Origin of the sequence: Bradyrhizobium sp. SZCCT0153, from assembly GCF_018129995.1 — a bacterium.
Taxonomy (GTDB): Bacteria; Pseudomonadota; Alphaproteobacteria; order Rhizobiales; family Xanthobacteraceae; genus Bradyrhizobium; species Bradyrhizobium japonicum_G.
On sequence record NZ_JAFCKS010000002.1, the window covers coordinates 1,104,541 to 1,130,882 of the forward strand.

General features: G+C 65.5%; 24 protein-coding genes. 17 read left to right on the forward strand and 7 right to left on the reverse strand.

Features of this window, described 5'->3' with window-relative positions:
* Nucleotides 1–8: 8 nt before the first annotated feature.
* Both JQ572_RS12790 and JQ572_RS12795 read right to left on the reverse strand, forming a co-directional pair.
* Nucleotides 9–3,539 (reverse strand): molybdopterin cofactor-binding domain-containing protein, encoded by a 3,531-nt coding sequence (locus JQ572_RS12790; RefSeq protein ID WP_211383350.1) that lies wholly within the window; start codon nucleotides 3,537–3,539, stop codon nucleotides 9–11.
* On the reverse strand, nucleotides 3,539–4,021 hold the full coding sequence (locus JQ572_RS12795) for a (2Fe-2S)-binding protein (RefSeq protein ID WP_211383351.1): 483 nt from the start codon (nucleotides 4,019–4,021) through the stop codon (nucleotides 3,539–3,541). Before JQ572_RS12795 ends, JQ572_RS12790 begins: the two co-directional genes overlap by 1 nt.
* 258 nt (nucleotides 4,022–4,279) lie before the next feature.
* Between JQ572_RS12795 and JQ572_RS12800 the strand changes: the two genes are divergently transcribed.
* From JQ572_RS12800 to JQ572_RS12840, 9 genes are all read left to right on the forward strand, one after another.
* Complete coding sequence (locus tag JQ572_RS12800) at nucleotides 4,280–5,737, forward strand: 6-hydroxynicotinate reductase (protein WP_211383352.1); 1,458 nt, start codon at nucleotides 4,280–4,282, stop codon at nucleotides 5,735–5,737.
* Nucleotides 5,734–6,630 carry a UPF0280 family protein gene (locus JQ572_RS12805; protein ID WP_211383353.1) on the forward strand — a complete coding sequence of 299 codons (897 nt, stop codon included), beginning with the start codon at nucleotides 5,734–5,736 and terminating at the stop codon, nucleotides 6,628–6,630. The genes JQ572_RS12800 and JQ572_RS12805 overlap by 4 nt, the downstream gene beginning before the upstream one ends.
* Before the next feature lie 27 nt (nucleotides 6,631–6,657).
* Nucleotides 6,658–7,242 (forward strand): amino acid synthesis family protein, encoded by a 585-nt coding sequence (locus JQ572_RS12810; protein ID WP_211383354.1) that lies wholly within the window; start codon nucleotides 6,658–6,660, stop codon nucleotides 7,240–7,242.
* An 81-nt stretch (nucleotides 7,243–7,323) separates the two neighbouring features.
* Nucleotides 7,324–8,526: an ABC transporter substrate-binding protein gene (locus JQ572_RS12815; RefSeq protein WP_211383355.1), complete on the forward strand. Its 1,203-nt coding sequence runs from the start codon at nucleotides 7,324–7,326 to the stop codon at nucleotides 8,524–8,526.
* A gap of 166 nt (nucleotides 8,527–8,692) precedes the next feature.
* Nucleotides 8,693–10,582, forward strand: coding sequence for an ABC transporter permease (locus tag JQ572_RS12820; RefSeq protein ID WP_211383356.1), 1,890 nt, complete (start codon nucleotides 8,693–8,695; stop codon nucleotides 10,580–10,582).
* Nucleotides 10,579–11,370, forward strand: a complete 792-nt coding sequence (locus JQ572_RS12825; protein WP_211383357.1) for an ABC transporter ATP-binding protein — start codon at nucleotides 10,579–10,581, stop codon at nucleotides 11,368–11,370. Before JQ572_RS12820 ends, JQ572_RS12825 begins: the two co-directional genes overlap by 4 nt.
* Nucleotides 11,367–12,071, forward strand: a complete 705-nt coding sequence (locus JQ572_RS12830) for an ABC transporter ATP-binding protein (protein WP_211383358.1) — start codon at nucleotides 11,367–11,369, stop codon at nucleotides 12,069–12,071. The genes JQ572_RS12825 and JQ572_RS12830 overlap by 4 nt, the downstream gene beginning before the upstream one ends.
* Nucleotides 12,072–12,084: 13 nt before the next feature.
* Nucleotides 12,085–12,540, forward strand: coding sequence for a MarR family winged helix-turn-helix transcriptional regulator (locus JQ572_RS12835; protein ID WP_211383359.1), 456 nt, complete (start codon nucleotides 12,085–12,087; stop codon nucleotides 12,538–12,540).
* A 43-nt stretch (nucleotides 12,541–12,583) separates the two neighbouring features.
* Nucleotides 12,584–12,973, forward strand: coding sequence for a hypothetical protein (locus tag JQ572_RS12840; RefSeq protein ID WP_211383360.1), 390 nt, complete (start codon nucleotides 12,584–12,586; stop codon nucleotides 12,971–12,973).
* Between the two features lie 5 nt (nucleotides 12,974–12,978).
* Here the strand turns inward: JQ572_RS12840 and JQ572_RS12845 are convergent, their stop codons facing one another.
* Nucleotides 12,979–13,668, reverse strand: a complete 690-nt coding sequence (locus JQ572_RS12845) for a hypothetical protein (protein ID WP_211383361.1) — start codon at nucleotides 13,666–13,668, stop codon at nucleotides 12,979–12,981.
* Between the two features lie 125 nt (nucleotides 13,669–13,793).
* On the reverse strand, nucleotides 13,794–14,990 hold the full coding sequence (locus tag JQ572_RS12850; RefSeq protein ID WP_211383362.1) for an amidohydrolase family protein: 1,197 nt from the start codon (nucleotides 14,988–14,990) through the stop codon (nucleotides 13,794–13,796).
* A 156-nt stretch (nucleotides 14,991–15,146) separates the two neighbouring features.
* Here JQ572_RS12850 and JQ572_RS12855 point away from each other — a divergent pair, with 156 nt between their 5' ends.
* The 3 genes from JQ572_RS12855 to JQ572_RS12865 all read left to right on the forward strand — a co-directional run bounded on the left by JQ572_RS12855 (nucleotide 15,147) and on the right by JQ572_RS12865 (nucleotide 17,730).
* On the forward strand, nucleotides 15,147–15,920 hold the full coding sequence (locus tag JQ572_RS12855) for a ferredoxin--NADP reductase (protein WP_211383363.1): 774 nt from the start codon (nucleotides 15,147–15,149) through the stop codon (nucleotides 15,918–15,920).
* Nucleotides 15,921–16,026: 106 nt separating this feature from the next.
* Nucleotides 16,027–16,353 (forward strand): hypothetical protein, encoded by a 327-nt coding sequence (locus tag JQ572_RS12860; protein ID WP_211383364.1) that lies wholly within the window; start codon nucleotides 16,027–16,029, stop codon nucleotides 16,351–16,353.
* 111 nt (nucleotides 16,354–16,464) lie between these two features.
* A complete protein-coding gene (locus tag JQ572_RS12865; RefSeq protein WP_211383365.1) occupies nucleotides 16,465–17,730 on the forward strand; it encodes a cytochrome P450 in 1,266 nt (421 codons plus the stop codon).
* A gap of 70 nt (nucleotides 17,731–17,800) precedes the next feature.
* On the opposite strand, the gene JQ572_RS12870 is transcribed toward JQ572_RS12865, so the two are convergent.
* Nucleotides 17,801–19,054 carry a DUF763 domain-containing protein gene (locus JQ572_RS12870; protein ID WP_211383366.1) on the reverse strand — a complete coding sequence of 418 codons (1,254 nt, stop codon included), beginning with the start codon at nucleotides 19,052–19,054 and terminating at the stop codon, nucleotides 17,801–17,803.
* 127 nt (nucleotides 19,055–19,181) lie between these two features.
* Here JQ572_RS12870 and JQ572_RS12875 point away from each other — a divergent pair, with 127 nt between their 5' ends.
* On the forward strand, nucleotides 19,182–20,324 hold the full coding sequence (locus tag JQ572_RS12875; RefSeq protein WP_211383367.1) for a mechanosensitive ion channel family protein: 1,143 nt from the start codon (nucleotides 19,182–19,184) through the stop codon (nucleotides 20,322–20,324).
* A 143-nt stretch (nucleotides 20,325–20,467) separates the two neighbouring features.
* On the opposite strand, the gene JQ572_RS12880 is transcribed toward JQ572_RS12875, so the two are convergent.
* Together JQ572_RS12880 and JQ572_RS12885 are read right to left on the reverse strand one after the other, a co-directional pair.
* Nucleotides 20,468–21,268 (reverse strand): ABC transporter substrate-binding protein, encoded by an 801-nt coding sequence (locus tag JQ572_RS12880; RefSeq protein WP_211383368.1) that lies wholly within the window; start codon nucleotides 21,266–21,268, stop codon nucleotides 20,468–20,470.
* Between the two features lie 10 nt (nucleotides 21,269–21,278).
* Nucleotides 21,279–22,259 carry a tripartite tricarboxylate transporter substrate binding protein gene (locus JQ572_RS12885; RefSeq protein WP_211383369.1) on the reverse strand — a complete coding sequence of 327 codons (981 nt, stop codon included), beginning with the start codon at nucleotides 22,257–22,259 and terminating at the stop codon, nucleotides 21,279–21,281.
* Nucleotides 22,260–22,374: 115 nt separating this feature from the next.
* On the opposite strand from JQ572_RS12885, the gene JQ572_RS12890 reads away from it, so the two are divergent.
* The 4 genes from JQ572_RS12890 to dctA all read left to right on the forward strand — a co-directional run bounded on the left by JQ572_RS12890 (nucleotide 22,375) and on the right by dctA (nucleotide 26,301).
* Nucleotides 22,375–23,085 carry a TetR/AcrR family transcriptional regulator gene (locus tag JQ572_RS12890; protein ID WP_211383370.1) on the forward strand — a complete coding sequence of 237 codons (711 nt, stop codon included), beginning with the start codon at nucleotides 22,375–22,377 and terminating at the stop codon, nucleotides 23,083–23,085.
* A gap of 74 nt (nucleotides 23,086–23,159) precedes the next feature.
* Nucleotides 23,160–24,119, forward strand: a complete 960-nt coding sequence (locus JQ572_RS12895; protein WP_211383371.1) for an amidohydrolase family protein — start codon at nucleotides 23,160–23,162, stop codon at nucleotides 24,117–24,119.
* Nucleotides 24,119–25,003, forward strand: a complete 885-nt coding sequence (locus tag JQ572_RS12900) for an amidohydrolase family protein (RefSeq protein ID WP_211383372.1) — start codon at nucleotides 24,119–24,121, stop codon at nucleotides 25,001–25,003. Before JQ572_RS12895 ends, JQ572_RS12900 begins: the two co-directional genes overlap by 1 nt.
* Nucleotides 25,000–26,301 carry a C4-dicarboxylate transporter DctA gene (gene dctA / locus JQ572_RS12905; RefSeq protein ID WP_211383373.1) on the forward strand — a complete coding sequence of 434 codons (1,302 nt, stop codon included), beginning with the start codon at nucleotides 25,000–25,002 and terminating at the stop codon, nucleotides 26,299–26,301. Before JQ572_RS12900 ends, dctA begins: the two co-directional genes overlap by 4 nt.
* The last annotated feature ends 41 nt before the right edge of the window (nucleotides 26,302–26,342 follow it).

Genomic DNA, 26,342 nt, shown 5'->3' on the forward strand with positions numbered 1-26,342 from the left:
AAGAAAATCTAACGCGTTGACGTGCGCACCCGTGCAATCGTCTCGCGGACACCGGTCCATGCGGGCTTGTCGGGTGCAAATTGCTTGCGCAGGAAGGTGACGAGCTCTTCGACCTGCGCGTCGCTCATGCTGTTCTTGAACGCGGGCATGTAGCCGAGGTCGCTCGAGACGGGCTCCGCAATGCCGTGCAGGATCACCTGCACGAGATTGTCCGACGTGGCGCTGTGCAGATTGCTGTTGAGCGCGAGTGACGGTCGGCTGCCGAACAGCGGCAGGCCGCCGACCTCGTGGCACACGGCGCAGGCGCCGAGGTAGAGCCGCGCGCCGGTCGAAGATGCGACAGTGACCTGCGTCGCAGCTTCGAGCTTCAGAGCGGTCGCATCGTGCGCTTTTCCGTCGGTCGCGGTGTCGTTGAACGAATTGAGATAGACCGCCATGGCGCGGATGTCCGGATCGGGCAGCGACTTCAGATCCTTCACAACAGGCGCCATCGGGCCGGCCGCGACGCCGTGAAAGCGTGAATGACCGGTGCGCAAATATGCGAAAAGCTCGTCCTCGCTCCATGGGATCGGCGCGTGCGAGAGCGAGGTCAGCGGCGGCGCCTCCCAGCCTTCGGCAAAGCCGCCGGCGAGGTAGGCCTCGCGCTGCTCGGCGCCGAGCGCATTGCGCGGCGAATGGCAGGCGCTGCAATGGCCGAGGCTCTCGACCAGATAGGCGCCGCGATTCCACTGCTCGGACTTGGCAGGATCAGGCTTGAACTCCTTGGTCCGGTGGAACAGCGCATTCCAGCCCGCCAGCAGCGGGCGGAGATTGAAGGGGAAGGCGAGCGCATTCGCGGGCGCCGTCGCGCGCACCGCGGGCTGCGCCATCAAATAGGCGTACAGCGCCTGAAGGTCGGCATCGCTGGTCTTCGAAAAATGCGTATAGGGAAATGCGGGATAGAGCTGCCGACCGTCGCGATGCAAGCCGTCGCGCATCGCGCGCTCGAAGGCGGGATAGGACCAGGCTCCGATGCCGGTCTCGACATCTGGCGTGATGTTGGTCGCGTAGATCGTGCCGAACGGCGTCTGAAGCGCGCGGCCGCCGGCATTGAGCGCGCCACTGAAGCTGGTGTGGCACTCCGCGCAATTGCCGAGCGCGGCAAGCTGCTGGCCGCGCGCGATGGTCGCCGCAGAATAGACCGATGCATCGGGCCGCTCGATCGGCGCGATGGCGCGCCCGGGCAGGAGCGCCGCGCCGATGCCGATCGCCGCGGTGCAGACGGCGGCAATGGTCGCGAAGATGCCGGCGCGCTTGGCGAACGGATTTTCCCAGATGCGGGACGGCTGCGGCGCAGCGGGCCCGGGCAGGGCCTCCGGCGTAGCCGGGGTGTCGCCGCGAAGCCCCGTGAGGATACGCTCCGGCGTGAACGGCGGCTCGCGAAAGCGTACGCCGGTGGCATCGAAGATCGCGTTCGCGATGGCTGCCGCGCTCGGCACTGATGCGGACTCGCCGACGCCGAGCGGCGGCTGATCCTGGCGCGGCAGCATCAGCACGTCGATCTTGGGCACGTCGGGGAAGGGAATAATGGGATAAGCGCCCCATTCGCGTGCCGCCACCGCGCCGCGCTCGAACGAGACCTCTTCCATCAGCGCGCGGCTGGTGGACTGGATGACGTTGCCGTGGATCTGGTGGCGGACGCCGTCCGGATTGATCATCAGGCCGGAGTCCTGCCCGGCAACGACGCGTGTCACGCTGACGTCGCCGGTGGATTTGTTCACCGCGACATCGGCGACCCAGGCCGACCACGCCGCGCCATAACCGGGAAACTTGCTGTGAACATAGAGCGCGTAGGCAAAGCCGCGCCCGTGCACGACCTCGCCGTCCTTCTCTTCGCGGACCGGGCGCGGCGTCCAGCCCGCGCGCTCGGCCACCGCGTTGACGAGATCGACGGCGCGCTGGTCTTTCAGATAGCGCAGCCGGTATTCGATCGGATCGACACCGGCCTCGGTCGCGGCTTCGTCGATGTAGGATTCGTGCGCAAAGGTGTTCGGCAGTGCCGAGACGCCGCGGAACCAGGACGCGCGCACGATCGGCGCCATGTCGTGGGCGACGACGCGCATGTGGTCGTAATCGTAGGGCGGGATCGCGGTGCGGTCGCCCATCTGGAGGACGTCGGGCTCTGGCGAGATCCGCCCCGTCAGCAGCAGCGCCAGCGTCGGGGCGGCGTTCGAGGGATAACGCGTGGCGAGATCGTAAGCAGCGACGCCGCCGTCTGCGTCGAGGCCCCCGTTGACGTCGATCAGCTGCGCCGTGCCCTTGGGCTCCCAGGCGTGCTCCTGCTCGCGCGTCAGCTGCACGCGAACGGGCCGGCCGACCGCGCGCGACAGCAGCAGCGCGTCGGCGGTGACATCGTCGGCGCAGTTGCGGCCGTAGCAGCCGGCGGCTTCCAGTCTGACGACCTCGATCTCGCTCTCGGGACGCTCGATCAGCAAAGCCAGGTCGCTGCGCAGCACGTGAGGATTCTGGGTCCCGGACCAGACGCGGATGTTGCCGTCCTGGAAGTCGGCGACGGCGCAGGACGGGCCGATCGAGGCGTGCATCTGGTAGGGCCAGACGTAGGTGCGCCGCATCGGCTTGGCCGCGCCTGATATCGCGGTAGTCACGTCGCCCTGGTCGATCAGCGTGCGCGGGGTCGACGGGTTGGCGCGCAGCGCGGTCTCGATATCGGCAAGATCGGTCAGATCAGGCGTTGGCTTCCAGCTCACGGCGAGCTGCGCGGCCGCCTGGATCGCATTCTCCTCACGCTCGGCGACTACGCCGACGAAGTCGCCGATGTGGACGACGGCGATGATGCCGGGAACGTTGCGCACCGAGGATTCATCCACCGCGATCAGGCTGGTGCCGACGAACGGGCCGGCATCGACGCCGGCATAGGGCGGGCGCACCACGCGCCCGTGCAGCATACCGGGCAGGCGGATGTCGTGCACGAAGGTCAATTCGCCCGTGGCCTTGGCGGGCAGGTCGACGCGCGGCACCGACCGGCCGACGATGGCGTAGTCGCCGACGGGCTTGACCGCGACATCGTCGGCAAGTTCGAGGCGAATGATCTCGCCGCCGATCAACTCGCCATAGCTGACGCTGCGGTTGTCGTGTCCCCGCACGAGACCGTCCTCGATCTTGAGGTCGCCGGCCGGCAGCTCCAGCCGCTCCGCCGCGCGCGCGATAAGGAAGTGCCGCGCCTGTGCCGCGGCCTTTCGCAGCGGGACGGCGGTGATCTGGATGGTCTCGCTCGCAATCGTCGCGCCCTGGTTCGGCACGATCGCGGTGTCGCCGAGCACCACGACGACGCGTGCAAAGGACACGTCGAGCTCCTCGGCGACGATCTGGCCAAGCGCGGTGCGGATTCCGGTGCCGAGATCGACATGGCCGTTATAGGCCGCGATCGAACCGTCCGCGGTGATGCGGATGAAAGTCTCGGATGTGACCTCGTCCACGGTGCGGACGACGACGAGCGAACCGGCTTGGCGCTCAGCTCCGTTCGAGGAAGGGAAGGTCATCAATCCGCGGCCTCGGTGAGCTGGCCCGATGCACGCATCACGGCACGCAAAATTTCGACATGGGTGCCGCAGCGGCAGAGATTGTAGCGCAGCGCCGCGAGCGCCTCCTGCTCGGTCGGCTGCGGGTTGATGGCGAGCAGCGCCTTGGTGGTCATGATCATGCCGTTGAGGCAGTAGCCGCATTGCGCAGCCTGCTCGTCGATGAAGGCCTGCTGCACGATGTCAGGCTCGTCGCGCGTGCCGAGCCCTTCGAGCGTCACGATGTCGCGGCCGGCGCAGCCGCTGACCGGAACCACGCAGGAGCGCGCCGCGGCTCCGTCGATCAGGACTGTGCAGGTGCCGCATTCGCCCAGGCCGCAGCCATATTTCGGACCGTTGAGCGCGAGGTCGTTGCGCAGCACGTAGAGCAACGGCGTGTCGTGCGCCGCCGCGATCTCGTGGACCCTGCCGTTCACGGTGAGGCGGATCGGTGTTTGCGTCATCTCGTTCCCAAGCCCTGCGATCACAAGCCCTGCGATCACGCGAATTGTACGTCGCGACGATACCGTTTGTACACAAACGTGCAACCGGTCATGCCGCAGTGCAGCGCGGATGCCTTCTTTGTGGACAGTGGTGATAGGCAAATGAGGTTTTATACGGCAGGCGCATCTTTTGCCCCGCTCCGCCGCTTGACACCTCTCGGGAGGGCGCGCAACATCGTTCGTGTACGAATGATAACCGCAAGGTCGGCTGGCTTTGACATGGTGACTGAAACGACGAGCGCCGCCATCGACAAGATCCGCTGCGATGCCTGTCCGGTGATGTGCTACATCAAGCCGGGTGCGGCAGGCGCCTGCGATCGCTACGCCAACCACGACGGCAAGCTCGTCCGTGTCGATCCGCATGTGATCCTGGAGCGCACCGTCTCCCATGGCGGCAAGCTCGTCCCCTTCAGCCGCACGGAAGACTGGGACGGCAAGCTCGTCCACGAGCCGTCGACCTTTGTGACGGCAATCGGCGCGGGCACGACCTATCCCGATTACAAGCCGGCGCCTTTCATCGTCTCCGCGGAAGTCGACGGCGTCGACATGGTGACTGTCGTCACCGAGGGCATCTTCTCCTATTGCGGCATCAAGGTGAAGATCGACACCGACCGCTATCTCGGGCCGGAAACCGCGACCGTGCGCGCGCAGGGCGAGGCGGTCGGCCACGTCACCACCAGCGAATACGGCTCGCAGATGCTGTCGCTCGGCGGCGTGCATCATCTGACCGGCGGCTCGAAGAAGGAGGGCCGCGTCACCTGCGACACGCTGATGGATCTCGCCAATTGCAAGGCGGTCGAGCTCACCATCGACGGCGGAGCGACCGTGGTGGTGCAGGCCGGCCAGCCGCCGATCGTGAACGGCATGAAGGAAGAGCGCATGCGCGTCGGCTGCGGCTCGGCGACGATCGGAATGTTCGCCAAGCAATGGCACGGCAAGGTCGACGAGGTCGTGGTCGTCGACGATCACATCACCGGCGTGCTCTCGGAGCACCAGGCCGGCAAGCTGCTCGACATCGTCGACACCGGCATCAAGATGAAGGGCCGGCGTTCGACGCCTGGCCGCTATTTCCAGGTCGCCGATCCCGGCACGGGCTGGGGCGGCACCAACATCTCCGATCCGCTCGCGATCCTCGGACCGTTCGACGCCAAGGAAGCCAAGGCCGGTCTCTCCATGCTGATGGTCTCCACGACCGGCGAGCATTCGTCCTACTATGTGCTCGACGAGGCCCTGAAGCCGGTCGAGACCGAGATGCCCGATGACCTCAAGTTTTCGGTCGAGCGCATCAAGGAGAATTGCGAGCCGGCGCTGTGCACGGTGCTGTTCATGGCCGGTGCGGGCGGTTCGCTCCGTGCGGGCGTCACCGACAATCCGGTGCGGCTGACGCGCTCGGTGAAGGACGCGCTGACGCGCGTCACCAGCGGCGGTGCGCCGGTCTATGTCTGGCCGGGCGGCGGCATCACCTACATGGTGGACGTGACGCAGATGCCGGCGGGTGCGTTCGGCTACGTGCCGACCCCGGCGCTGGTCGCGCCGATCGAGTTCACGATGAAGCTGTCCGACTATGCCGCGCTCGGCGGGCACATGGATCATGTGAAGCCGCTCTCCGAGGTGCAGGGCGGCGACGATGTCCGCCAGCTCCCCTGGCAGAACCCGATTCCGGGGCCGCGGCCATGACCAGGCTCCCGCAAATCGCGTTGCTGTCTGACGGCCGGCGGCTGCATTTGCAGGATGGACCGATTGATCTGGTCATCGAGGCGACGGGACACGCCGGTGCTGTGCGTGCGGCCTATGAGGCTGCGGCCGGGCGGTTCACCGGGCTTCTCGACGAGCTCTGCGCGGAACTGCCGGAACTGCGGGGCGCCGCCGGGGAGCGGACTTCGTTGAGAGGCGTTGTCGCACGTCGCATGCACGCCGCCGTGGCGCCCTATGCTGAGGACTGCTTCATCACGCCGATGGCCGCTGTGGCCGGCAGCGTGGCGGAGGAGGTTTTGGGCGCAATGCTGGGCGCGGCATCGCTCGATCGGGCCTACGTCAACAATGGCGGCGATATCGCGCTGCATCTCGGCGAGGGCGAGCATTTTTCGGTCGGCCTGATGGACCGGCCCGATCGCGACGGCGTGATGCGGTCGATGAGGGTCGATGCCAATGATCCCGTGCGCGGCATCGCGACCAGCGGGCGGCACGGCCGCAGCTTTTCGCTCGGCATTGCCGATGCGGTGACCGTGTTGGCGCGAACGGCGTCGCAGGCCGATGCGTCCGCGACGATCATTGGCAATGCCGTCGATCTGCCGGGGCATTCCGCCATCATCCGAAAGCCTGCGAACGAGCTTCAGCCCGACAGTGATCTCGGCGCACGGCTCGTGACCCGCGACGTCGGTGAGTTGTCGCAGAACGAGATTGCGGCCGCGCTGGAGTCTGGCGCGAAATGTGCACGGCAATTATTCGATCGCGGACTGATCGAGGGTGCCGTGCTGCAGCTTTGTGGTGATATGCTCGTCATCGGAACGAAGGATATCGAGCGGCAGCGATCGCGCCCGCTTGTGCTGGAGAACGCGGTTCATGCCTGAGCAGGGAAACGAAGCGGGGAAACAACCATGAGCGCGATCATCCGCAAGATCGTCACCGTCGTCGAAGAGACGCAGATGGAGATGGGCCGCCAGGTCTCGCCGCCGACGCGGCGTGCGGCCGCAATCGCCGTGATCGAGAATCCCTTTGCCGGAAAATATGTCGAGGACCTCTCGCCGCTGATCGCAATCGGCGAGGAACTCGGCGAGCTCCTGTCGAAGCGCGCGGTCGCTGCGCTCGGCATCGATGGCGCGAAGGCGCAGAGCTATGGCAAGGCCGCCGCTGTCGGGGAGAACGGCGAGCTGGAGCACGCCGCCGCCATCCTTCACCCGAAGATGGGCACGCCGGTGCGCAAGGTGCTGAGCAAGGGCGCAGCGCTGATTCCGTCGTCGAAAAAGCGCAGCGGTCCCGGCACGACGCTGGACATTCCGCTTGGTCACAAGGACGCAGCCTTCGTGCGCAGTCATTTCGACGGGATGGAAGTACAGATCAACGACGCGCCGCGCGCCAACGAGATCATGGTCGCGGTCGCCGTCACCGACAGCGGTCGTCCTTTGCCGCGTGTCGGCGGACTGACGGTTGCGGAGATCAAGGGCGAAGACGGTCTGCGATAGAGCTTGAACCGGGGAGGCGGACACAGCTTCTCCGATGAGGATCACGCTGAAGACGTAGAGAGTTCAAAACTGGAGGTTGGGATGCGAGCAAGAAACATTTTCGTCGGCGCGGCCTTCGCGCTTCTGGCGGGCGGCATGGCTCATTCGGCCCTGGCGCAGGACATCAAGATCGGCGAGATCAACAGCTATTCGCTGCTGCCGGCCTTCACCGAACCTTATCGCAAGGGCTGGCAGCTCGCGGTCGAGGAGATCAACGCGGCCGGCGGCATCAACGGCAAGAAGCTCGTCGTCGTCTCCAAGGACGACGGCGGCAAGCCGGCGGACGCCCAGACCGCGGCCAATGAGCTGGTGTCGAGCGAGGGCGTCGCGATGCTGACGGGCACGTTCCTGTCTAACATCGGCCTCGCGGTCAGCGACTTCGCCAACCAGAAGAAGGTGTTCTTCCTCGCAGCCGAGCCGCTGACGGACGCTGTCACCTGGTCGAAGGGCAACAAATACACATTCCGTCTGCGCCCCTCGAATTACATGCAGGCCGCGATGCTGGTGGAAGCCGCCAGCAAGCTGCCGGCCAAGCGCTGGGCGACGATCGCGCCGAACTATGAGTACGGCCAGTCCGCGGTCGCGGTGTTCAAGAAGCTGATGTCGGAGAAGCGTCCTGACATCCAGTGGGTCGACGAGCAGTGGCCGCCGCAGGGCAAGATCGATGCGGGTCCGGTGGTGCAGGCCGTTGCCGCCGCCAATCCCGAGGCGATCCTCAACGTCACCTTCGGCGCCGACCTCGTGAAGCTCGTTCGCGAAGGCAACACCCGCGGCCTGTTCAAGGGACGCGAGGTCGTGTCCTTCCTGACCGGCGAGCCTGAATATCTCGATCCGCTCAAGGAGGAGACGCCGGCGGGCTGGATCGTCACCGGCTATCCCTGGTACTCGATCAAGACGCCCGAGCACGACGCGTTCCTGAAGGCCTATCAGGCCAAGTACAACGACTATCCGCGTCTCGGCTCGATCGTGGGCTATCAGACCATCAAGGCCGCCGCCGCGATCCTGGCCAAGGCCGGCTCGACCGATCCGGAGAAGCTGATTGCCGCGGCAGAGGGGCTGTCGATGCCGTCGCCGTTCGGCGAGATCACCTTCCGCAAGATCGATCACCAGTCGACGCTCGGAGCCTTTGTCGGCAAGACCGCGCTGAAGGACGGCAAGGGCGTGATGGTGGAGTCCGTCTACAGGAAGGGCGCGGACTATCTGCCGAGCGACGCCGAAGTCGAGAAGCTGCGGCCGAAGGATTGATACGAAGAGAGACCGGGGCCTCGTGGTTCGAGACGCGCGGCGTCGCCGCGCTCCTCACCATGAGGGTCCCGGACCTCATCCCGAGGAGGCGCGTAGCGCCGTCTCGAAGGATGAAGGCCAAGTACTGAAGCCAATTAGTGAAGCATATGCCTAACCCGGACCGCCGATGGCCTTTTATGTGGTACAGTTTCTGACCGGTCTCGCCAGCGCAGCGTCGCTGTTCCTGGTGGCCTCGGGCCTGTCGATCATCTTCGGCGTGACGCGGATCGTGAATTTCGCGCATGGCGCCTTCTACATGATCGGCGCGTACGTCGCCTTCACGCTCACCGAGCGTCTGTCTGGCGCATTCGGCTTCTGGGGAGGCATCGTGGTGGCCGCGTTCGCGGTGGCGCTGATCGGCGTCATCGTCGAGATGGTGCTGCTCCGGCGCATCTACCACGCGCCGGAACTGTTCCAGCTGCTCGCGACCTTCGGCCTGACCTTGATGGTCGAGGACCTCGTCGTGCTGATCTGGGGGCCCGACGATCTCGTCGGCCGCCGTGCGCCCGGCTTTCGGGGCGCGATCGATTTCTTCGGCCAGAACATCCCGAGCTACGACCTGTTCCTGATCGTGCTCGGGCCGGTCGTGCTCGGCATTCTCTGGCTGCTGTTCCAGCGCACGCGCTGGGGCGTGCTGGTGCGCGCGGCGACGCAGGACCGCGACATGGTCGCAGCACTCGGCGTCAACCAGAAATGGCTGTTCACCTCGGTGTTTGCGGTCGGCGTCTTTCTCGCCGCGCTCGGCGGCGCGCTCCAGATCCCGCGCGATGCCGTGCATCACGCGATGGACCTGCGCATCATCGTTGAAGTGTTCGTGGTCGTCGTGATCGGCGGCCTCGGCAGCATCATCGGCGCCTTCGTCGCGGCGGTGCTGGTCTCTGAACTGAACGCCTTCGGCATCCTGATCTTCCCGAAGATCTCCATCATCCTCGTCTTCCTGGTGATGGCAGCGGTGCTGATCGTGCGTCCCTGGGGTCTGTTCGGCAAGCCGGAGGCGCCCGCGCGCAAGACGCCGGGTCTCACCGTCAATCCCTGGCGGCCGCTGACGTCGAACGAGCGGCTTGCTGCTCTCGCGGCGCTCGTCATCGCAGCGACGCTGCCGCTGTTCGCAGGCAACTACGCGCTGACCGTCGGCTCGGAGATCGCGATCTTCGTGATCTTCGCCGTCAGCCTGCACTTCCTGATGTCGGTCGGCGGGCTCGCATCGTTCGGCCACGCCGCCTATTTCGGCCTCGGCGCCTACGGCGTCGCCTTCCTCGCCAAGATGGCGGGACTGCCGATGATCGTGTGCCTGTTGCTCGGGCCGCTGCTCGGCTGTATGGGCGCGGCCGTGTTCGGCTTCTTCGCGGTGCAGCTCTCCGGCGTGTATTTCGCGATGCTGACGCTCGCTTTCGCGCAGATCGTCTGGTCGATCGCGTTCCAGTGGGTGAGCGTGACAGGCGGCGACAACGGCATACTCGGCGTCTGGCCTTCGAGCTGGGCGGCGAGCCCGTCGCATTTCTATTGGATCGCGCTCGGCGTCGCGGCGCTCGTCACGATCGCGCTGCGGGCCATGGTGTTCTCGCCGTTCGGCTACGCGCTCCGGGCGACGCGCGATTCGCTTCTGCGCACCGAGGCGATCGGCATCAACGCCAAGCGCATCCAGTGGACGGCCTTCGTGATCGCGGGCACGACCGCCGGCATCGGCGGCGCGCTGTTCGCGTACCTGAAGGGCAGCGTCTTCCCGGACAATCTCGGCATCTCGCTGTCGGTCGATGCGCTGGTCATGGTGCTGCTCGGCGGCGTCGAGACGGTGTCGGGTGCGGTGATCGGCGCCATCGTCTACAAGGCGCTGAACATCTGGCTGGTCAGCCAGACCGACCTGTCGAAGCTCGTGCTCGGCGGTTTCATCGTGCTGATCGTGGTCGTCTTCCCCAAGGGCATCGTCGGCATGCTGGAAATGCTGGCGCAGCGGCGCAAGAGCACGTCGCCGCCAGGGGCAACCCTGCTTGCCAAGCCGATGGGGTCTGCCGAATGAGCGTCGCGCCCCCACTTCTCGCGGTCGAAGGCCTGACCAAATCCTATGGCGGCATCCATGCCGTGCGCGGCGTCTCGTTCTCGCTGCGCGCGGGCGAAATCCTGGCGCTGATCGGCCCGAACGGCGCCGGCAAGAGCACCTGTTTCGACATGCTCAACGGCCAGAACAGGCCCGACACGGGGCATGTCCGGCTGCTCGGCAAGGACACCACCGGCAAGAAGCCGCGCGAGATCTGGCGAATGGGAGTGGGGCGCACTTTCCAGATCACGGCGACGTTCGCGACGATGACCGTGCGCGAGAACGTGCAGGTCGCGCTGATCTCGCATGAGAAGCAGCTGTTCAATCTCTGGGGCTCTGCGCCGAACTTCGACCGCGGCGAGGCGGGCCGGCTGCTCGAACTGGTCGGCATGGGCGGCTACGCGGATCGGCCCTGCGGCGAGCTTGCCTATGGCGACCTCAAGCGGCTCGAGCTTGCGGTTGCGCTCGCCAATCAACCCAAACTCCTGCTGATGGACGAGCCGACCGCCGGCATGGCGCCGCGCGAGCGCGTCGAGCTGATGCGGCTGACCGCGCAGATCGCGCGGGAAAAGTCGATCGGCGTGCTCTTCACCGAGCATGACATGGACGTGGTGTTCGAGCATGCCGACCGCATCATCGTGCTCAACCGCGGCACGCTGATCGCCGAGGGATCGCCCGCCGAGGTGCGCGGCAATCCGCAGGTGCAGGCGGTCTATCTCGGCGAGGGTCTTCTCTACGATGCCCAGCATCGCGAGGGGGCCTCGGCATGAAGCTCACGGTGGAAGGGCTCAACAGCCATTACGGCCCCGCGCACATCCTGTTCGACATCGGCTTCGAGGTCGGCGCCGGCGAGGTCGTGGCGCTGCTCGGACGCAACGGTGCCGGCAAGTCGACGACGTTCCGCTCGATCGTCGGTCTCGTCGCGCAGCGAACCGGCCGCATCATGTTCGAGGGCAAGGACGTCTCGGTGCGTCCGACGCATGAGATCGTGCGCGAGGGGCTCGGCTATGTCCCGGAGGAGCGCCGCATCTTCACGGATCTGACCGTTGAGGAGAATCTGGAAGTCGGCCGCCAGCCAAAGCGTCCCAACGCGCCGTACTGGACCCGCGAAAAACTGTTCGCGCTGTTTCCAAATCTGGGTGAGATGAAGAACCGCCCGGGCGGCCGCATGAGCGGGGGCGAGCAGCAGATGCTGACCATCGCACGCACGCTGATGGGCAATCCGTCGCTGGTGCTGCTCGACGAGCCCTCGGAAGGCCTGTCGCCAAAGATCGTGGAGCAGATGGTCGATGCCATCCTGACCATGAAGAAGGAGGGCGTCAGCATCGTCGTCTCCGAGCAGAATCTGCATTTCGCGCGATTGATCTCCGATCGCGCTTATATCATCGAGCGCGGCCGCATCTGTTTCGGCGGCACCATGGCCGAGCTCGACGCGCGTCCGGACATCCGCGACGCGCATCTGTCGTTGTGAGAGGCGGGAGCGGATGGCGAGAAGCGTCGCGGTGAAGAAGGGCGTCAAACCCGGAAAGCCGCCTTACGTGCTGGACGAGCAGGTTGGCTTCATCCTGCGCCAGGTCTGGCAGCGCCACAGCGCGATCTTCTCCCGCGAGATCGGCACCAATATCACGCCGACGCAATGGGCGGCGCTGTCCAAGCTCGCCGAGGCCGGACCATGCTCGCAGAACCAGCTCGGGCGGCTGACGGCGATGGATGTCGCGACCATCAAGGGCGTGATCGACCGGTTGACGGCGCGCGGCCTGACCGAGACCAGCCAGGATCCCGAGGATGGCCGGCGACTGCTGGTCAGCCTGACGCGCGCGGGGCAGCAGCTTGCGGAAAAGGTCGCGCCGAACGCGCTCGCGATCACGCGGGAGACGCTGGCGCCGCTCGAGGCAAAGGAGCGCGAGTTGCTGATGGCGCTGTTGAACAAGCTGCGGTGAGCCGCGACTAACCTCGATGATGGTTTTGTCGAGGCTTACCGGCATGAGAGTGGCGAGGCGGGTTGCGATGGTTTTGGCTCTGGGCGCGGCGCTGGCGGGCGGGTGTGCGCAGGCCTGGGCGGCGCAAGCCTATGAAGGATTCTGGGCGTCGACCAAAAAAGATTGCCGCGATCAGGATAGCGCCAACCGCATGAGCATCGAAGGCGGCAACCGCCTCTATTGGTACGAGACGCGGTGCCGGGCCAGCCAGATCACGGCCAATGGAAAGCTCAGCTGGAAAATGAAGCTCGCCTGCGAAGGCGAGGGCGAGAAGTATCGCTCCAATCCCCGGCTGTCCATCGCTGCGGATGGCAGGCTCGTGATGGACAATGGCCCGGTGGGCCAGGCCAGGCGCCAGACTTATGTGCGTTGTGAGATCGCAAAGCCGCGCTGATCTCCTTACGTCTTTCCCGGCCATTTGGCGCGGTAGCGGATTTCGCTGCCGTCGGCGAGCCGCTGCCACGTTCCGAACTCCGGCGTATGCGGAGCCCGGGCCGTCAATCCGATCGGGTAGACCCGGCTGGGCTGTCCCTGGATATTGACGGCGAGCTGCCGGTGCGAGGTTCGAAACGCCAGTTCGACTTCGCCTGCGATAACGGGCTGATCGCCGTCACGATAGAAGCCGGCTGGGTTCAATTCGCCCGGCATGGTGTTGAGGTCTGTCTGCAATTCGACGGTGATGCCTTGCGGTGATTTCGGCACCGTTGCGCCGGCCGGAAGGCGAACCTCGAACACGAGCAGGGGATTGCCGCCGTTCCGGTTGAGCCAGGGTGTGGCCGTCGCATAGGCGTAGACAATATAGGTGACGCCGGCGGCGGCGCAGAGGAGGACGACCACGCCGAGCGATTTCAGGCTGGTGCGTGCGAGGCCGCCAGTGCTTTCGGCATTGCCCGAGCGCATCGTCAGCCTGGTCGCAAGCACAAGACCGGCGATCGCGCCGATGGGTGAGTAGACGAACAATGCCAGCAGACCCGATGTGATCGGGTCCGCCCGGTTGCCCAGATCGAGCACTGAAAACAGCACAAAGGTCGCGACATAACCTCCGACCGCACCGGCAACGCCGGCGGCAATCCGCGACGAATTCTTCATGTCTTGCTCGACGTCCCAGCAATGAACTGCCGCCGCCAGGGGCTGCCTGCGTTAGACGCAGCAGGCCAGCGACTTGTTCAATGCTTTCAGGGGACCGCGTGGAGCGGCGAGCCGCTCCGACTGCGTCACTTCGCCACCACCTCGGGCACCCTGCCGGCCGGCGGAGTGTTGCGGCTGCGCTGGGTGCGCACGATGCCGTCGATGATGGTCATGCCGATGCCGGGAAGGTCGCCGAGCTGTACGCTCTCCAGGATGCTCTTGCCGGGCGAGTGCTGGGCCTTGTCCATGATGACGAAGTCGGCGGAGCGGCCCACTTCGATGAGGCCGCAATCGAGCGCGCGCATCCGCGCGGTGTTGCCGGTGGCAAGGCAGAACGCGATCTCGGCCGGCAGGTCGCCGAGCGAGGACAGCATCGAGACCATGCGCAGGATGCCGAGCGGCTGTACGCCGGAGCCGGCCGGCGCATCGGTGCCGAGGATGACGCGGTGCAAATCGCCCATCTCGCGTGCGATGCGCAGCGTGAACAGGGCCGAGCGCTCGTTGCCATTGTGCACGAGCTCGAGGCCGCGCTTGCAGCCCTCGCAGATGCAGCGGATCTGGTCGTCGGGCAGGGCGGTGTGGCCGCCATTGATGTGGCCGACCACGTCGGTATCGGCCTCCAGCACCACGTCCTTGTCGATCAGGCCGGAGCCGGGGATCGAGGGACCGCCGGTGTGGATGGTGCTCTGGATGCCGTATTTGCGCGCCCAGCCGACCATTTTACGCGCGGTGGGACCGTCCTTGACGCCGCCGAGGCCGACCTCGCCGAGCAGCTTGACGCCCGCGGCGGCCAATTCCTTGAAGTCCTCTTCGACCATCTCGCATTCGATCACCGGCGCGCCGGCATGAACCTTCACACCGCCAGGCCGCAGATTCCAGAATGCGCGCTGGGCGAAGATCGCCATCGCCTTCAGGCCGACGACGTCGCGGGGGCGGCCGGGCATGTGCACTTCGCCGGCCGAAATCATTGTGGTGACGCCGCCGTGCAGATTGCTGTCGATCCAGCCGATCTGGTTCTGGCGAGGCGTCCAGTCGCCGGCGACGGGGTGGACATGGCTGTCGATCAGACCGGGCGCCACCGTGGTGCCGTTGGCCTCGACGATGGTGGTCGCGCCTTCGGTGTCGAGGTCCTTGAAGCGGCCGATCGCGGTGATCTTGCCGTTCTCGGCGACGATGGTGTCGCCGTCCAGGATCGGCTTTTCCAGCGCGCCGGACAGGATCAGGCCGATATTTCGGATCACGAGCTTCGAGGGTCCGGTGGCCTGGGGTGCGTCATGCGCCATGGAATGGGTCCTTGTCCTTAACTGCAACGCTTCCGATCTTGGGCAGCCTTGACCGCGGGATCAAGCCGGATTATTCATTAGTATACGAATGATAGTGTACAAACGACGCATAGCTGACCGCCTCGGAACCGCAAAGAAGCGCCACGGAAGGGTGAGATGAGCAATTTCAATCAGGAAAGCGTTTTGAGCGTCCATCACTGGACCGACACGCTGTTCTCCTTCAAGACCACCCGCAGCCCGACCTTCCGTTTCCGCAACGGCGAATTCACCATGATCGGGCTCAAGGTCGGCGAGAAGCCCTTGCTGCGGGCCTACAGCGTCGCCAGCGCCAATTACGAGGACACGCTGGAGTTCTTCTCGATCAAGGTGCCGGACGGTCCGCTGACCTCGCGGCTCCAGCACCTCAAGCAAGGCGACGAGATCATCGTCAGCCGCAAGGCCACCGGCACGCTGGTGATCGACAATCTGGAAGACGGCCGCAACCTCTATTTGATCGGCACCGGCACGGGCCTTGCGCCGTTCCTGAGCGTGATCAAGGACCCCGAAACCTACGAGCGGTTCGAGAAGGTCGTGCTGCTGCACGGCTGCCGGCACGTGAAGGAGCTCGCCTATGGCGAGATGATCACCGAGACGCTGCCGAAGGACGAGCTGATCGGCGACTATATCCGCAATCAGCTGATCTATTATCCCACCGTGACGCGCGATCCGTTCCGCAATCGCGGTCGCATCACCGACCTCATCACGTCAGGCAAGCTGTTTTCCGATATCGGCCTGCCGGCACTGGAAGCCGCCCACGACCGCATCATGATCTGCGGCAGTCCGGCGCTGGTCACCGATACCCGCGCGCTGCTTGGCGAACGGGGCTTCGTCGAGGGCAATCACGGCGAACCTGCCCAATTCGTGGTCGAAAAAGCCTTCGCCGAGCGCTAGGCCCGCTGTTTTCGCGCAATAAGACCGTATTTTCGCAGCCGGGCGCCCGTTGCGGCGCCGATTCGGCACACGATACTATGCGGGAACGAATCAGCGGAGTTCCCACATGGTTGCGGACAGCGACAGCAACATCGCCTGGCACCGGGTTCAGTTGAAGAGGAACCGCGCCGAGTTGAAGGCGCTCGAGACCGCGCGCTTCACGATGGGCGAGATCGCCACCTCGAAGCGGAACGGCCAGACCCTGAAGGCGACCGCGGAGCTCAAGCGCAAGATTGCGCAATCCGAGCGCGTCATCGCCGATCACGACAAGCGCACGCGCCGTCCGCTCACCACCGACCTGCAAAGCCTCAGCAGCGGCAGCTGGAGCCATTGGGACGCCTACACCAATCAGCAGCAGCGCAAGACCGGCCCGCGTTCGCCGGGACGCGGATAGGCCCGCCGCTCTACGCCTGCGCCGGAGGTGGAGCGGAGGTTCCGGCCCCTTGCGCCGGCCGCGCCGTGCACCATCTCGGACTGAGACGCCACCAGCTGCACCGGTGATCACATGGCTCTACGCCTCGACTTCACCAGCGAGGCCTTCTTTCGCGATCCGCCGAAGGCGATCGCGCGGTTGCGCATGTCCGGCCCCGTGGTCGCGACGCGATTTCCTCTCGTCGGCGATGTCTGGATCACCACCACTCATGACGCGACGGCCCAGGTCCTGAAGGACGGCACCACCTTCACCTTGCGCAGGGAGGATGGCGACGTCGCCGGTCTGCGCTGGTGGATGCCGGGCTACGTCAGGACCATCGCCAACAACATGCTGACCATGGACGAGCCGGATCACACGAGGCTGCGCAGCATCGTGGACGAGGCCTTTCGCCGCCGCGCGATCGTCGCGATGGAGCCGCGTATCCGCGCCATCGCCGATGGCCTCGCGGACGAACTGTTTGCCGATGGTAGCCCCGCCGATCTCGTCCAGCGGTACGCGCGCATCCTGCCGCTTGCGGTGATCTCCGAACTGTTGGGCCTGCCGCCCGCCGATCGGCCGAGGTTCATCGCCTGGGCCAATTCGATGTCTTCTCTGACCAACGTTGCCGGCTTCTTCCGGCTGCTGTTCGCGTTCCGCAAGATGCGAGCCTACCTCGAACGGCAATTGCAGATCGCGCGCGTGCACGGCGGCGAAGGCCTGATCGCGGAGCTGGTCCAGGTCGAGCGGGAGGGCGGCCAGATCACGCCGGACGAAATGGTGTCGATGGTGTTCCTGCTGCTCGCGGCCGGCTCCGAGACCACCACGCATCTCGTCAGCGGCTCGGTCTACGAATTGCTGAAGAACCCGGGCCTTCGCGACTGGCTGGAAGAAGACTGGAGACGCGCCGGACTCGCCGTTGAGGAGTTCCTGCGCTTCGTCTCGCCGGTGCAATTTTCAAAACCGCGCTATGTGCGGCGGGACATCGAGCTGGAGGGCGTGCGCCTGAAGAAGGGCGACCGCGTCATGGTGATGCTCGCGGCGGCGAACATGGACCCTGATGTGCACGACCAGCCGGAGAGGCTCGACCTCGAACGCAAGCCCAACCGCCATATGTCCTTCGGCACGGGAATCCATTTCTGCCTGGGGCATCAGCTTGCGCGGATCGAGACCACTTGCGCGCTTCAGGCCTTGTTCACGCGCTGGCCACGACTAGGCCTCGCGGTCGATGCCTCACAGATTCACTGGCGCAAGCGGCCGGGGATTCGCATGATTGCGAATTTGCCGGTCATTGCCGATGCCGGCGCAACGCCCCAGCCGGGTTCGGCTACGGCCGACGTCTCGCAATTGCTCGCCAGTTGACGTGTTGCCCCTTGCTCGGGAACCGTGGCCAACCGGCTTGCGGAGGACGAGGACGAGTAGGTGGGCGAAGCTAAGAGCCGGTCAGCTTCTTCGCGGCGACAAGATCGCGCTCCCAGCCGAAAACGGAGCGGCCGTCGAGATCGGGCGAGGCCGCCCGTTCACCCGCGATGAACGTCTCCACCGATGGACCGTGCGCGGTGCGTTCCAGCCGGCGCGCCTGATCGTCGAGGCGGCGGATCGCCTGCATCTCCTCCTCGCGCCCGAGCTTCGCGTTCTGGATCGCGCCCTTGAGCACGCGAATGGTCTCGTCATAGACCTTGATCGGGACGGGGTAGGGATGCCGGTCCTTGCCGCCGTGGGCAAGCGATAAGCGCGCGGGATCGCTGAAGCGATAGGGCGCGCCATGCACGACCTCGGCCACCATCGCCAGCGATCGCACCGTGCGTGCGCCGACGCCGGGCATCAGCAGGAGCTCCGGAAAATCGACCGGGCCACGTTCGGCCGCAGCCGCCAGCGTGCCGTGCAGGCGGCGCGCGAACACGTCCTTGGGCCTGACATCGTGATGCGCGGGCATGATCAGGTGCGGCAGCATCGCCTGCGCAGGCTCGGGCGCGGTCCCGGTGAGCCGCTCGAATTCGCAGAGGATGCGATCCGGGCCGAGGACGCTCAAGAGCTCGAGCTGGGCATCGCGCGAGACGCCGGCGCGATGGTCGGTGAGATTGACGATCTCGCCTTGCAGCGGCCCGTCGATCGCGCTGTGCGGCGCATCGACAAAACTCGTCAGCGCCTCGGAATGCCAGTGATAACGGCGGGCCTGCCGTTTGTCGCCGTTCATACCCTGCTGCACCACCGTCCATTTGGCATCGGCGGTGACGAAGAAGCCGTGCAGGTAAAGGTCAAATCCGTCCTGGACCGCGGCGCTGTCGACCTTTGCCACGAGGCGACTCGCACGCGTGAGCATGGCGCCGTCGAAGCCGACGCGGTCGCCGAGTTGCAGCAGTTCGTCAGGCGTCTTGCGCGAGTGCTGACCGCGTCCGCCGCAGACGTAAATTCCGAGCTCGTCCTGGAGCGGTGCGAGCCCGCGCTTCAACGCGCCGATCACGGACGTCGTGATGCCCGAGGAGTGCCAATCCATCCCCATGACGGCCCCGAACGACTGGAACCAGAACGGATGCGAGAGCCGCTGCAGGAACGCATCGCGGCCGTAATGATGCACGATTGCCTGCGTGACGATCGCCCCTAACGAAGCCATGCGGTTCGCCAGCCACGGCGGAACCCGTCCCGTGTGGAGAGGAAGATCAGCGCTGCCGGTGCGTCGAGTCATGATCGCCTAGAAATAGCGCAGTTCGGCGGTGATTGCATCAGAGGGATGCTGCGTTGCACTGAACGCGGGAGCGAACCACGCTGCAACGCGTTGGACGGCAAGCGCGGATGCAAATGCGGGGACTTTAATGAATCGGCAGGCCCTTTTGGCCGACATCGACAGGATGTTCGGGTGGATACCGTCATGGTTCGTCGGCCTTGCTCTGGTCGCCGGCGCGATCCTGGTTGCCCTGTCGATCTATCGCCTCGCGGTTTGGCTGTTCAACCGCGCCTTCGGAACCCGTCTCCCGCTCATGAGCGTGTTCATCGAGCGGACGGCTGGCCCTGCCCAACTTGCCCTCTGTCTTGCCACTGTAGCATTGGTGCTGCCGCTCGCGCCGCTGGACGATGCCTTTCGCACGCCGCTGACGAGCCTGTTCGTCGTCGCCTTCATCGCGCTGATCGGGTGGATATCGATCCGGATCGTGGACATGAGCGCGGCACGCTATCTCCAGAACTTTCGCGACGTCACCGAGAATTTCATCGCGCGCAAGCACGTCACCCAGGTCCGTGTGTTCAAGCGCGTCACCGATATCATCATCGTCATCATCACGGTGTCGACCGCGCTGATGACGTTCGACTCGGTGAGGCAATACGGCGTCAGCCTGTTCGCTTCCGCCGGCGCAGCCGGTATCATCGTCGGTCTTGCCGCCCGGCCGCTGCTGAGCAACCTGATCGCGGGCGTGCAGATCGCGATCACCCAGCCGATCCGCATCGAGGATGCCGTCATCATCGAGAACGAGTGGGGCTGGGTCGAGGACATCGCCTCGACCTATGTGGTGATCCGGCTGTGGGACTGGCGCCGCATGGTGGTGCCGCTGTCCTATTTCATCGAGAAGCCGTTCCAGAACTGGACCCGCGACACCGCGTCCCTGATCGGTGTCATCGCGCTGCACGTCGATTATCGGGCCGACGTGCCGCGCATCCGGCGCTGGCTGGAGGGAGCGGTGAAGGACTCCAGGCTCTGGGACGGCGCGGTGGTCAATCTCCAGGTGATCGACGCGGATTCGCGCACCATCGAACTGCGCGCGCTGGTCAGCGCGCGAAATGCGCCGCAATCCTGGGACTTGCGCTGCGAGATGAGAGAGAAGCTCATCGCTTTCATTCGCGACGAGATGCCCGAAGCGCTGCCGCGCGAGCGCGCGATCCTGATCCCGTCGGGCGACGATGACGCCGATGTCCTGCGGCGCCCCGCGCCGCCGGAGAAGATGCGAGCGAGCGTGCGCAATTGAATCGCGGGCACGATCAGCCGGCGCCAACCACGGCTGCGCCGGCTTGCCGGTCGGGGCGCGATCGCGGCTTGCGCAGTTTTCGCCGCGCCCAGACCAGGGTGGAGATCGTCTCGCGGTCCGCGAAGCAGGTGGCGAATTGCGGGTTACTCGCGTGTCGCCTTCGCCGCGCCGCGCAAGCCGGCCTGCTGCTGGATCGTGTCCAGCGCGCCGGACGACTGCTCGTCCGTGACGAAGCTGTTGAGCAGGGGAAGCGCATCCTCGCGTCCCTTGGGAATCGCAATCGCCATGTGTTCCAGGCCCCAATTGCCGTCGAGGACCCTCGCGCCGGGCATCTGGTCGGACATCTCGAACAGTGTCGGCTTGTTGGTCGCGTAGAGATCGATCTCGCCGCGGCCGAACATGGCGATGGCAACCTTGACGCTTTCGGCGGGAACGATGGTCGCGTTCTTGAATCTGGCCGGCAGCGTACGCTCGGAGGTCGAGCCTTTGGTGACGCCGATCTTGATGCCCGGTTTGTCGATGTCCTCGACCCTGCCGACAGGCGAGTTCGCGGGAACGAGATAGCCGAGCTCGATCGCCAGCACGGGCTGGCTGAAGCTGACGTCGTTGGCGCGGGCCGGCGTGGCGTTGGTCACGGTAAAGTCGACCTGGCGATCATGGATCGCGGTGACGATGTCGGCGACACGCTGGAACCTGACATAGTCGACGTGCACGCCGAGCCGTTTTGCAAGCTCGCCGCCGAGATCGTAGGCGAGGCCGTGCGGCTTGCCGGCCGCGTCCGAGACCATCGAGGTCGGACTGCCCGGATAGATGCCGACGCGCAAGATGCCGCTCGGCGCCAGCAGTTTTGCTTCGCCATCGGCGCACGCGGGCGCACCGGGCAGACCGATGACTGCAAACGCGAGCAGGACGGCGCGGACAAGGCGACCGTAAGAGGTCCTCATGTAGCGAGCCTCACTGCGCGCGGATGTCGGCGGCCTTCAGCACCGGCTCCCATTTGGTTGCCTCGGCGTGCATGTAGGCGTCAAACTCCTTGGCGGAGGAGCCGATCGGGGCTGCACCGATCTTGCCGAGTGTCGACAGCACGTTCGGATCCTGTAGTGCCGCCTTCAAATCGGTTTCGAGCTTCGCCACGATTTCCGGCGGCATTTTTGCAGGTCCAAGCACGCCCCACCAGACCGAGACGTCGTAGCCGGGGACGCCTGATTCCGCGACCGTCGGGACATTGGGCAGCGCCTTCGAGCGCTCGGCCGAGGTCACCGCGAGCGCGCGCACCGGGCCGCCTTCGATCTGGCTGATCGCTTCCGCAAGTGGATTGATGCTGATTGGTATGTCGCCGGCGATCACCGCGGTCAACGCCGGCGCGCCGCCCTTGTAGGGGATCGCGACGATCTTGGTGCCCGACATGTATTTGAGCAGCTCGCCGGCGAGATGCGCCGAGGTGCCGTTGCCGGACATGCCATAGGAGAGCTTGTCCGGCTCCTTCTTGGCCGCAGCGAGCAGATCGCCGAGTGTCTTGTAGGGGCTGTCCTTGGCGACGACGATCGCGAGCGGTGAGGAGGCGACTTCACTGATCGCGGTAAAGTCCTTGAACGTGTCATAGGGCACGCTCGGATAGATGAACTGGTTGAGCGGGTGGCCGCTCGCGACCAGGATCAGCGTATAGCCGTCGGGCGCTGCCTGCGTCAGCGCCTGCGAGGCGACGATGCCGCCGGCGCCCGGACGGTTGTCGATCACCGGTTGCTGGCCCCAGGTCTTCGCCAGTGCCTGGCCGAGCGTGCGTGCGAGCACGTCGACCGCGCCGCCGGCGGCGTAGGGCACGAGGATGTGAACCGGCTTGCTCGGATAGTTGTCGGCGGCCTGCGCGGCGCCACCCGCCAGCAGCAGGCCGGCGCCCAGCATCAACCCGCCGATTGTCTTGTTCAAACCCAGCATTTCCCAGCACTCCTTGATGGCGTTCGCTTCCCCGCGGCGGTCTCCAGGCCGTTCCGGACGCCGCCCATGGTTCTTGTTGACGAGACCTGATCTTTTGTACGATAGTACAAATCACATGGTACGCAAGCCCACCAGCAAGGAAACGGCCCGCAAGCCGAACATGCGCGAGGCGATCCTCGCCGCGGCCGAGGAGCTGTTCGCCATCAACGGCTTCAATGCCGTTTCGGTGCGCGACATCGCGCAGGCCGCCGGCGCCAATCCCGGCAGCGTGACCTATCATTTCAAGACCAAGGACGGCCTGCTGCTGGAGATCTACCAGCGTCATTGCGGGCCGATGAATTTGCGCCGTTCCGAGCTGCTCGCGGCCGCCAAGCGCGTGCGCGATCTCCAGGACCGGCTGGAAGCGGTGGTGCGGGCCTATGTCGTGCCGGCCTTCACCTCGGGCAGCGATCTCGCCGGCGGGGGAGCGCGCTTCACGCGCCTGCGCGCCGTGATGTCGGCCGAAGGCAACGAAGTCGCGCGAAAAATCATCGCGCAGACTTTTGACGACACCAGCCACGCCTTCATCGACGCGATCCACGACAGCCTGCCGCACATTCCGCGCACCGACATCGTCTGGCGCAGCCACTTCCTGCTCGGCGCGCTCTATTACTCGCTGGTGACGCCGGATCGCGTCTCGCGCCTGTCGCGTGGCGAAGCCGACGGCAACGATGCCGCCAGCGCCATCGAGCAATTGGTGCAGGCCACCGTTGCCGCGTTCCAGGCGCCGGCGCTCGATCAGGCCGCGCCGGTGAAGCGGCGGCCGGTCGTCAGCAGCAAGACTTGAAAGAAACCGCTCGAGCGGAGGCGCGCAACAGCGCTTTCGCTCGCAAGCGGACCATGTGACAGGGTGTTGAGGAAATGAACAGGCGGGAGTGTTTGCATCTCTTGACCGGATTGGCCGGTGCCGCGCTCACGAGCGAAGCGCGCGCGCAAGGTGCCGAGCCCAAAGCGATCCCGACGATCGCGCCGCCGGATCCAAATCCCAAGACGCCATCCTTCAAGCTGCCGCCGAAGTCGTGCGACAGCCACACCCACATTTTCGGGCCGGCGTCGCGTTATCCCTTCTCGGAAAAGCGCCCTTACAATACGGCCGATGCGCCGCTGGAGACGTTCCGCAGCGTGCACGAGAAGATCGGCGTCGAGCGCTGCGTGATCGTCAATGCCACCGTGCACGGCACCGACAATCGCGTCGTCACCGATGCCATCGCGCAGAGCGAGGGCGCCTACAAGGGCATCGCCAACGTCAACGACGAGATGACCGAGAAAGAGCTGGCGGCGCTTGGCAAGGGCGGCATCTGTGGCTGCCGCTTTGCCTTCCTCAAGCGCCTCGGCGGCGTCGGCGACATGACCAAGTTCCAGCGCATCGTGCATCGCGTCGCCGAGCTCGGCTGGCATGTCGATGTCTATTTCGAGCCGGGCACGATCTCCGAATTCGCAGCCCTTCTGACCGCGCTGCCGACGCCTTACGTGATCGATCACATGGGAACGGTCCAGGCGAGCAAAGGGCTCGACGATCCCGGTTTCACGGCCTTGCTCGACCTTCAGAAGAAGGACGAGAAGTGCTGGGTCAAGATCACCGGCCTCGAACGTGCCTCCGCGGCCGGCAAACCGTTCCACGATGCCGTGCCGTTCGCGAAGGCGCTGATCGACAATGCACCCGACCGCGTCATCTGGGGCACCGACTGGCCGCATCCCAACGTCAAGATCATGCCGAACGACGGCGAGATCGTCGACCTTGTTCCCCTCTACGCGCCCGACGCAAAGGTCCGGCAGAAACTGCTGGTCGACAATCCCGCGCGCCTGTTCAAGTTCACCTGATGAGCATGATGTACACGCCGACCATTCCGCCGCCCGATCCGAACACCCGTACGCCGAAGTTCAAGCTGCCGAAGCTGTCTTGCGACGCGCATTGCCACATCTTCGGCCCCGGCGCGAAATACCCTTACGCGCCCGACCGTTCCTACACGCCGCCGGATGCGCCGCTCGCCGATTTCCGCGCCCTGCATGCCAAGCTCGGCGTCGAGCGTGCCGTCATCGTCAATGCCAGCGTCCACGGCACCGACAACACGGTCGCGCTCGATGCCATCGCGCAGAGCAATGGCGCCTACCGCGCGGTCGCCAACATTGACGACACCATCACCGAGCGCGACCTCCGCGTGCTGCACGAGGGCGGCTTTCGCGGCTGCCGCTTCAATTTCGTCCGTCATCTCGGCGGCGTTCCTGACAAGCGGGTGTTCGACCGCATCATCGCGATGGTCGCCCCGCTCGGCTGGCACATCGACCTGCATTTCGATGCGATCGACCTGCCTGAATATGCCGACATGCTGACACGGCTGCCGCTGAGCTACACCATCGACCATATGGGACGGGTGAAGGCGTCCGACGGGCTCGACCAGATTCCGTTCAAGATTTTGATCGAGCTGATGCAGCGCGACGAGAAATGCTGGGTCAAGATCTGCGGCTCGGAGCGGGTGTCCTCGGCCGGTCCCCCGTTCACGGACGCCGTGCCGTTCGCGCGAAAGATCGTCGAGACCGCTCCGGACCGCATCATCTGGGGCACCGATTGGCCGCATCCCAACGTCAAGGCGATGCCGAATGACGGCGATCTCGTCGACCTGATCCCGCTGTTCGCGCCGGAGCCGGAGTTCCAGCAGAAGATCCTCGTCGACAATCCCGCGCGCCTGTTCGAGTTCGACCAATGACGGCGCTCGCGATCGACAAGCCGCGCGGCCGGGCCTGGTGGAAGGAGCTCTGGATCCAGGTGCTCATCGCCATGGCGGCGGGCATCGCGCTCGGGATCGTAAGCCCGGAGGCGGGCGCCAAGATGCAGCCGCTCGGGGACGCCTTCATCAAGGCGATCCGGATGCTGATCGCGCCGATCATCTTCTGCACCGTCGTGCACGGCATCGCGCACATGGCCGACATGGCGCGGGTCGGGCGCGTCGCGGTGAAGGCGATCGTTTATTTCGAGATCATGACCACGATCGCGCTGGTCATCGGCCTCGTCGCGGTGAATGTGCTCAAGCCCGGCGTCGGCATGAACATCGATCCCGCCAGCATCAATGCCAGCGTGATCGAGCCCTACGTCAAGCAGACCGCCGTCATCGGCTTCGTGCCGTTTCTCTTGAACATCGTGCCGGCAACCTTCATCGGCGCGTTTGCCGAAGGCAACATCCTCCAGGTGCTCTTCATCTCCGTGCTGTGCGGGTTCGCACTGGTACAGCTCGGCGAGCGCGGCGCACCGCTGGTTCATCTGATCGACATCGCCGCAAAGATGGTGTTCGCCGTCGTCGGCTTCGTGATGTGGGCGGCGCCGATCGGTGCGTTCGGTGCCATCGCCTTCACGGTCGGCAAGTTCGGTGTCGGCTCGCTGGCCTCGCTCGGCAAGCTGCTCGGCGGCTTTTATCTCACCTGCGTGATCTTCATCATCGTGGCGCTCGGCCCCGTCGCGCGTCTCTGCGGCTTCTCGCTGCTCAAGCTGATCCGCTACATCTGGGAAGAGCTTCTGATCTGCATCGCCACGACATCGTCCGAGACGGTGCTGCCGCGCATGCTGACCAAGCTGGAGAAGGCCGGCTGCGAGAAGAGCGTGGTTGGCCTCGTGATCCCGACCGGCTATTCCTTCAATCTCGACGGCACCTGTCTGTATCTCGCCGCCGCCTCGGTGTTCCTGGCGCAGGCGACCAACACGCCGTTCGGGCTCGCCGAGCAGATCGAGCTGCTGCTGATCCTGCTCGTGACCTCCAAGGGCGCCGCAGGTATCGCGGGCGCCGCCTTTGTCGTGCTGGCGGCGACGCTGTCCGCCACCGGCTCCATTCCGGTGACGAGCGTGGCGCTGGTGCTCGGCATCCATCGCCTGATGTCCCAGGGACTGACGCCGACCAATCTGATCGGGAACGCGGTTGCGACGATTGCGATTGCCAAATGGGAAGGCGCCCTCGACGGCGAGCGCCTCAGGCGCGTGCTCGACGGCGAGGAACCCGCGGCCGTCACCGCTTGATGAAATTGCTGCCTGCGTGGCGCGGGTGGCCTATGCTGCGT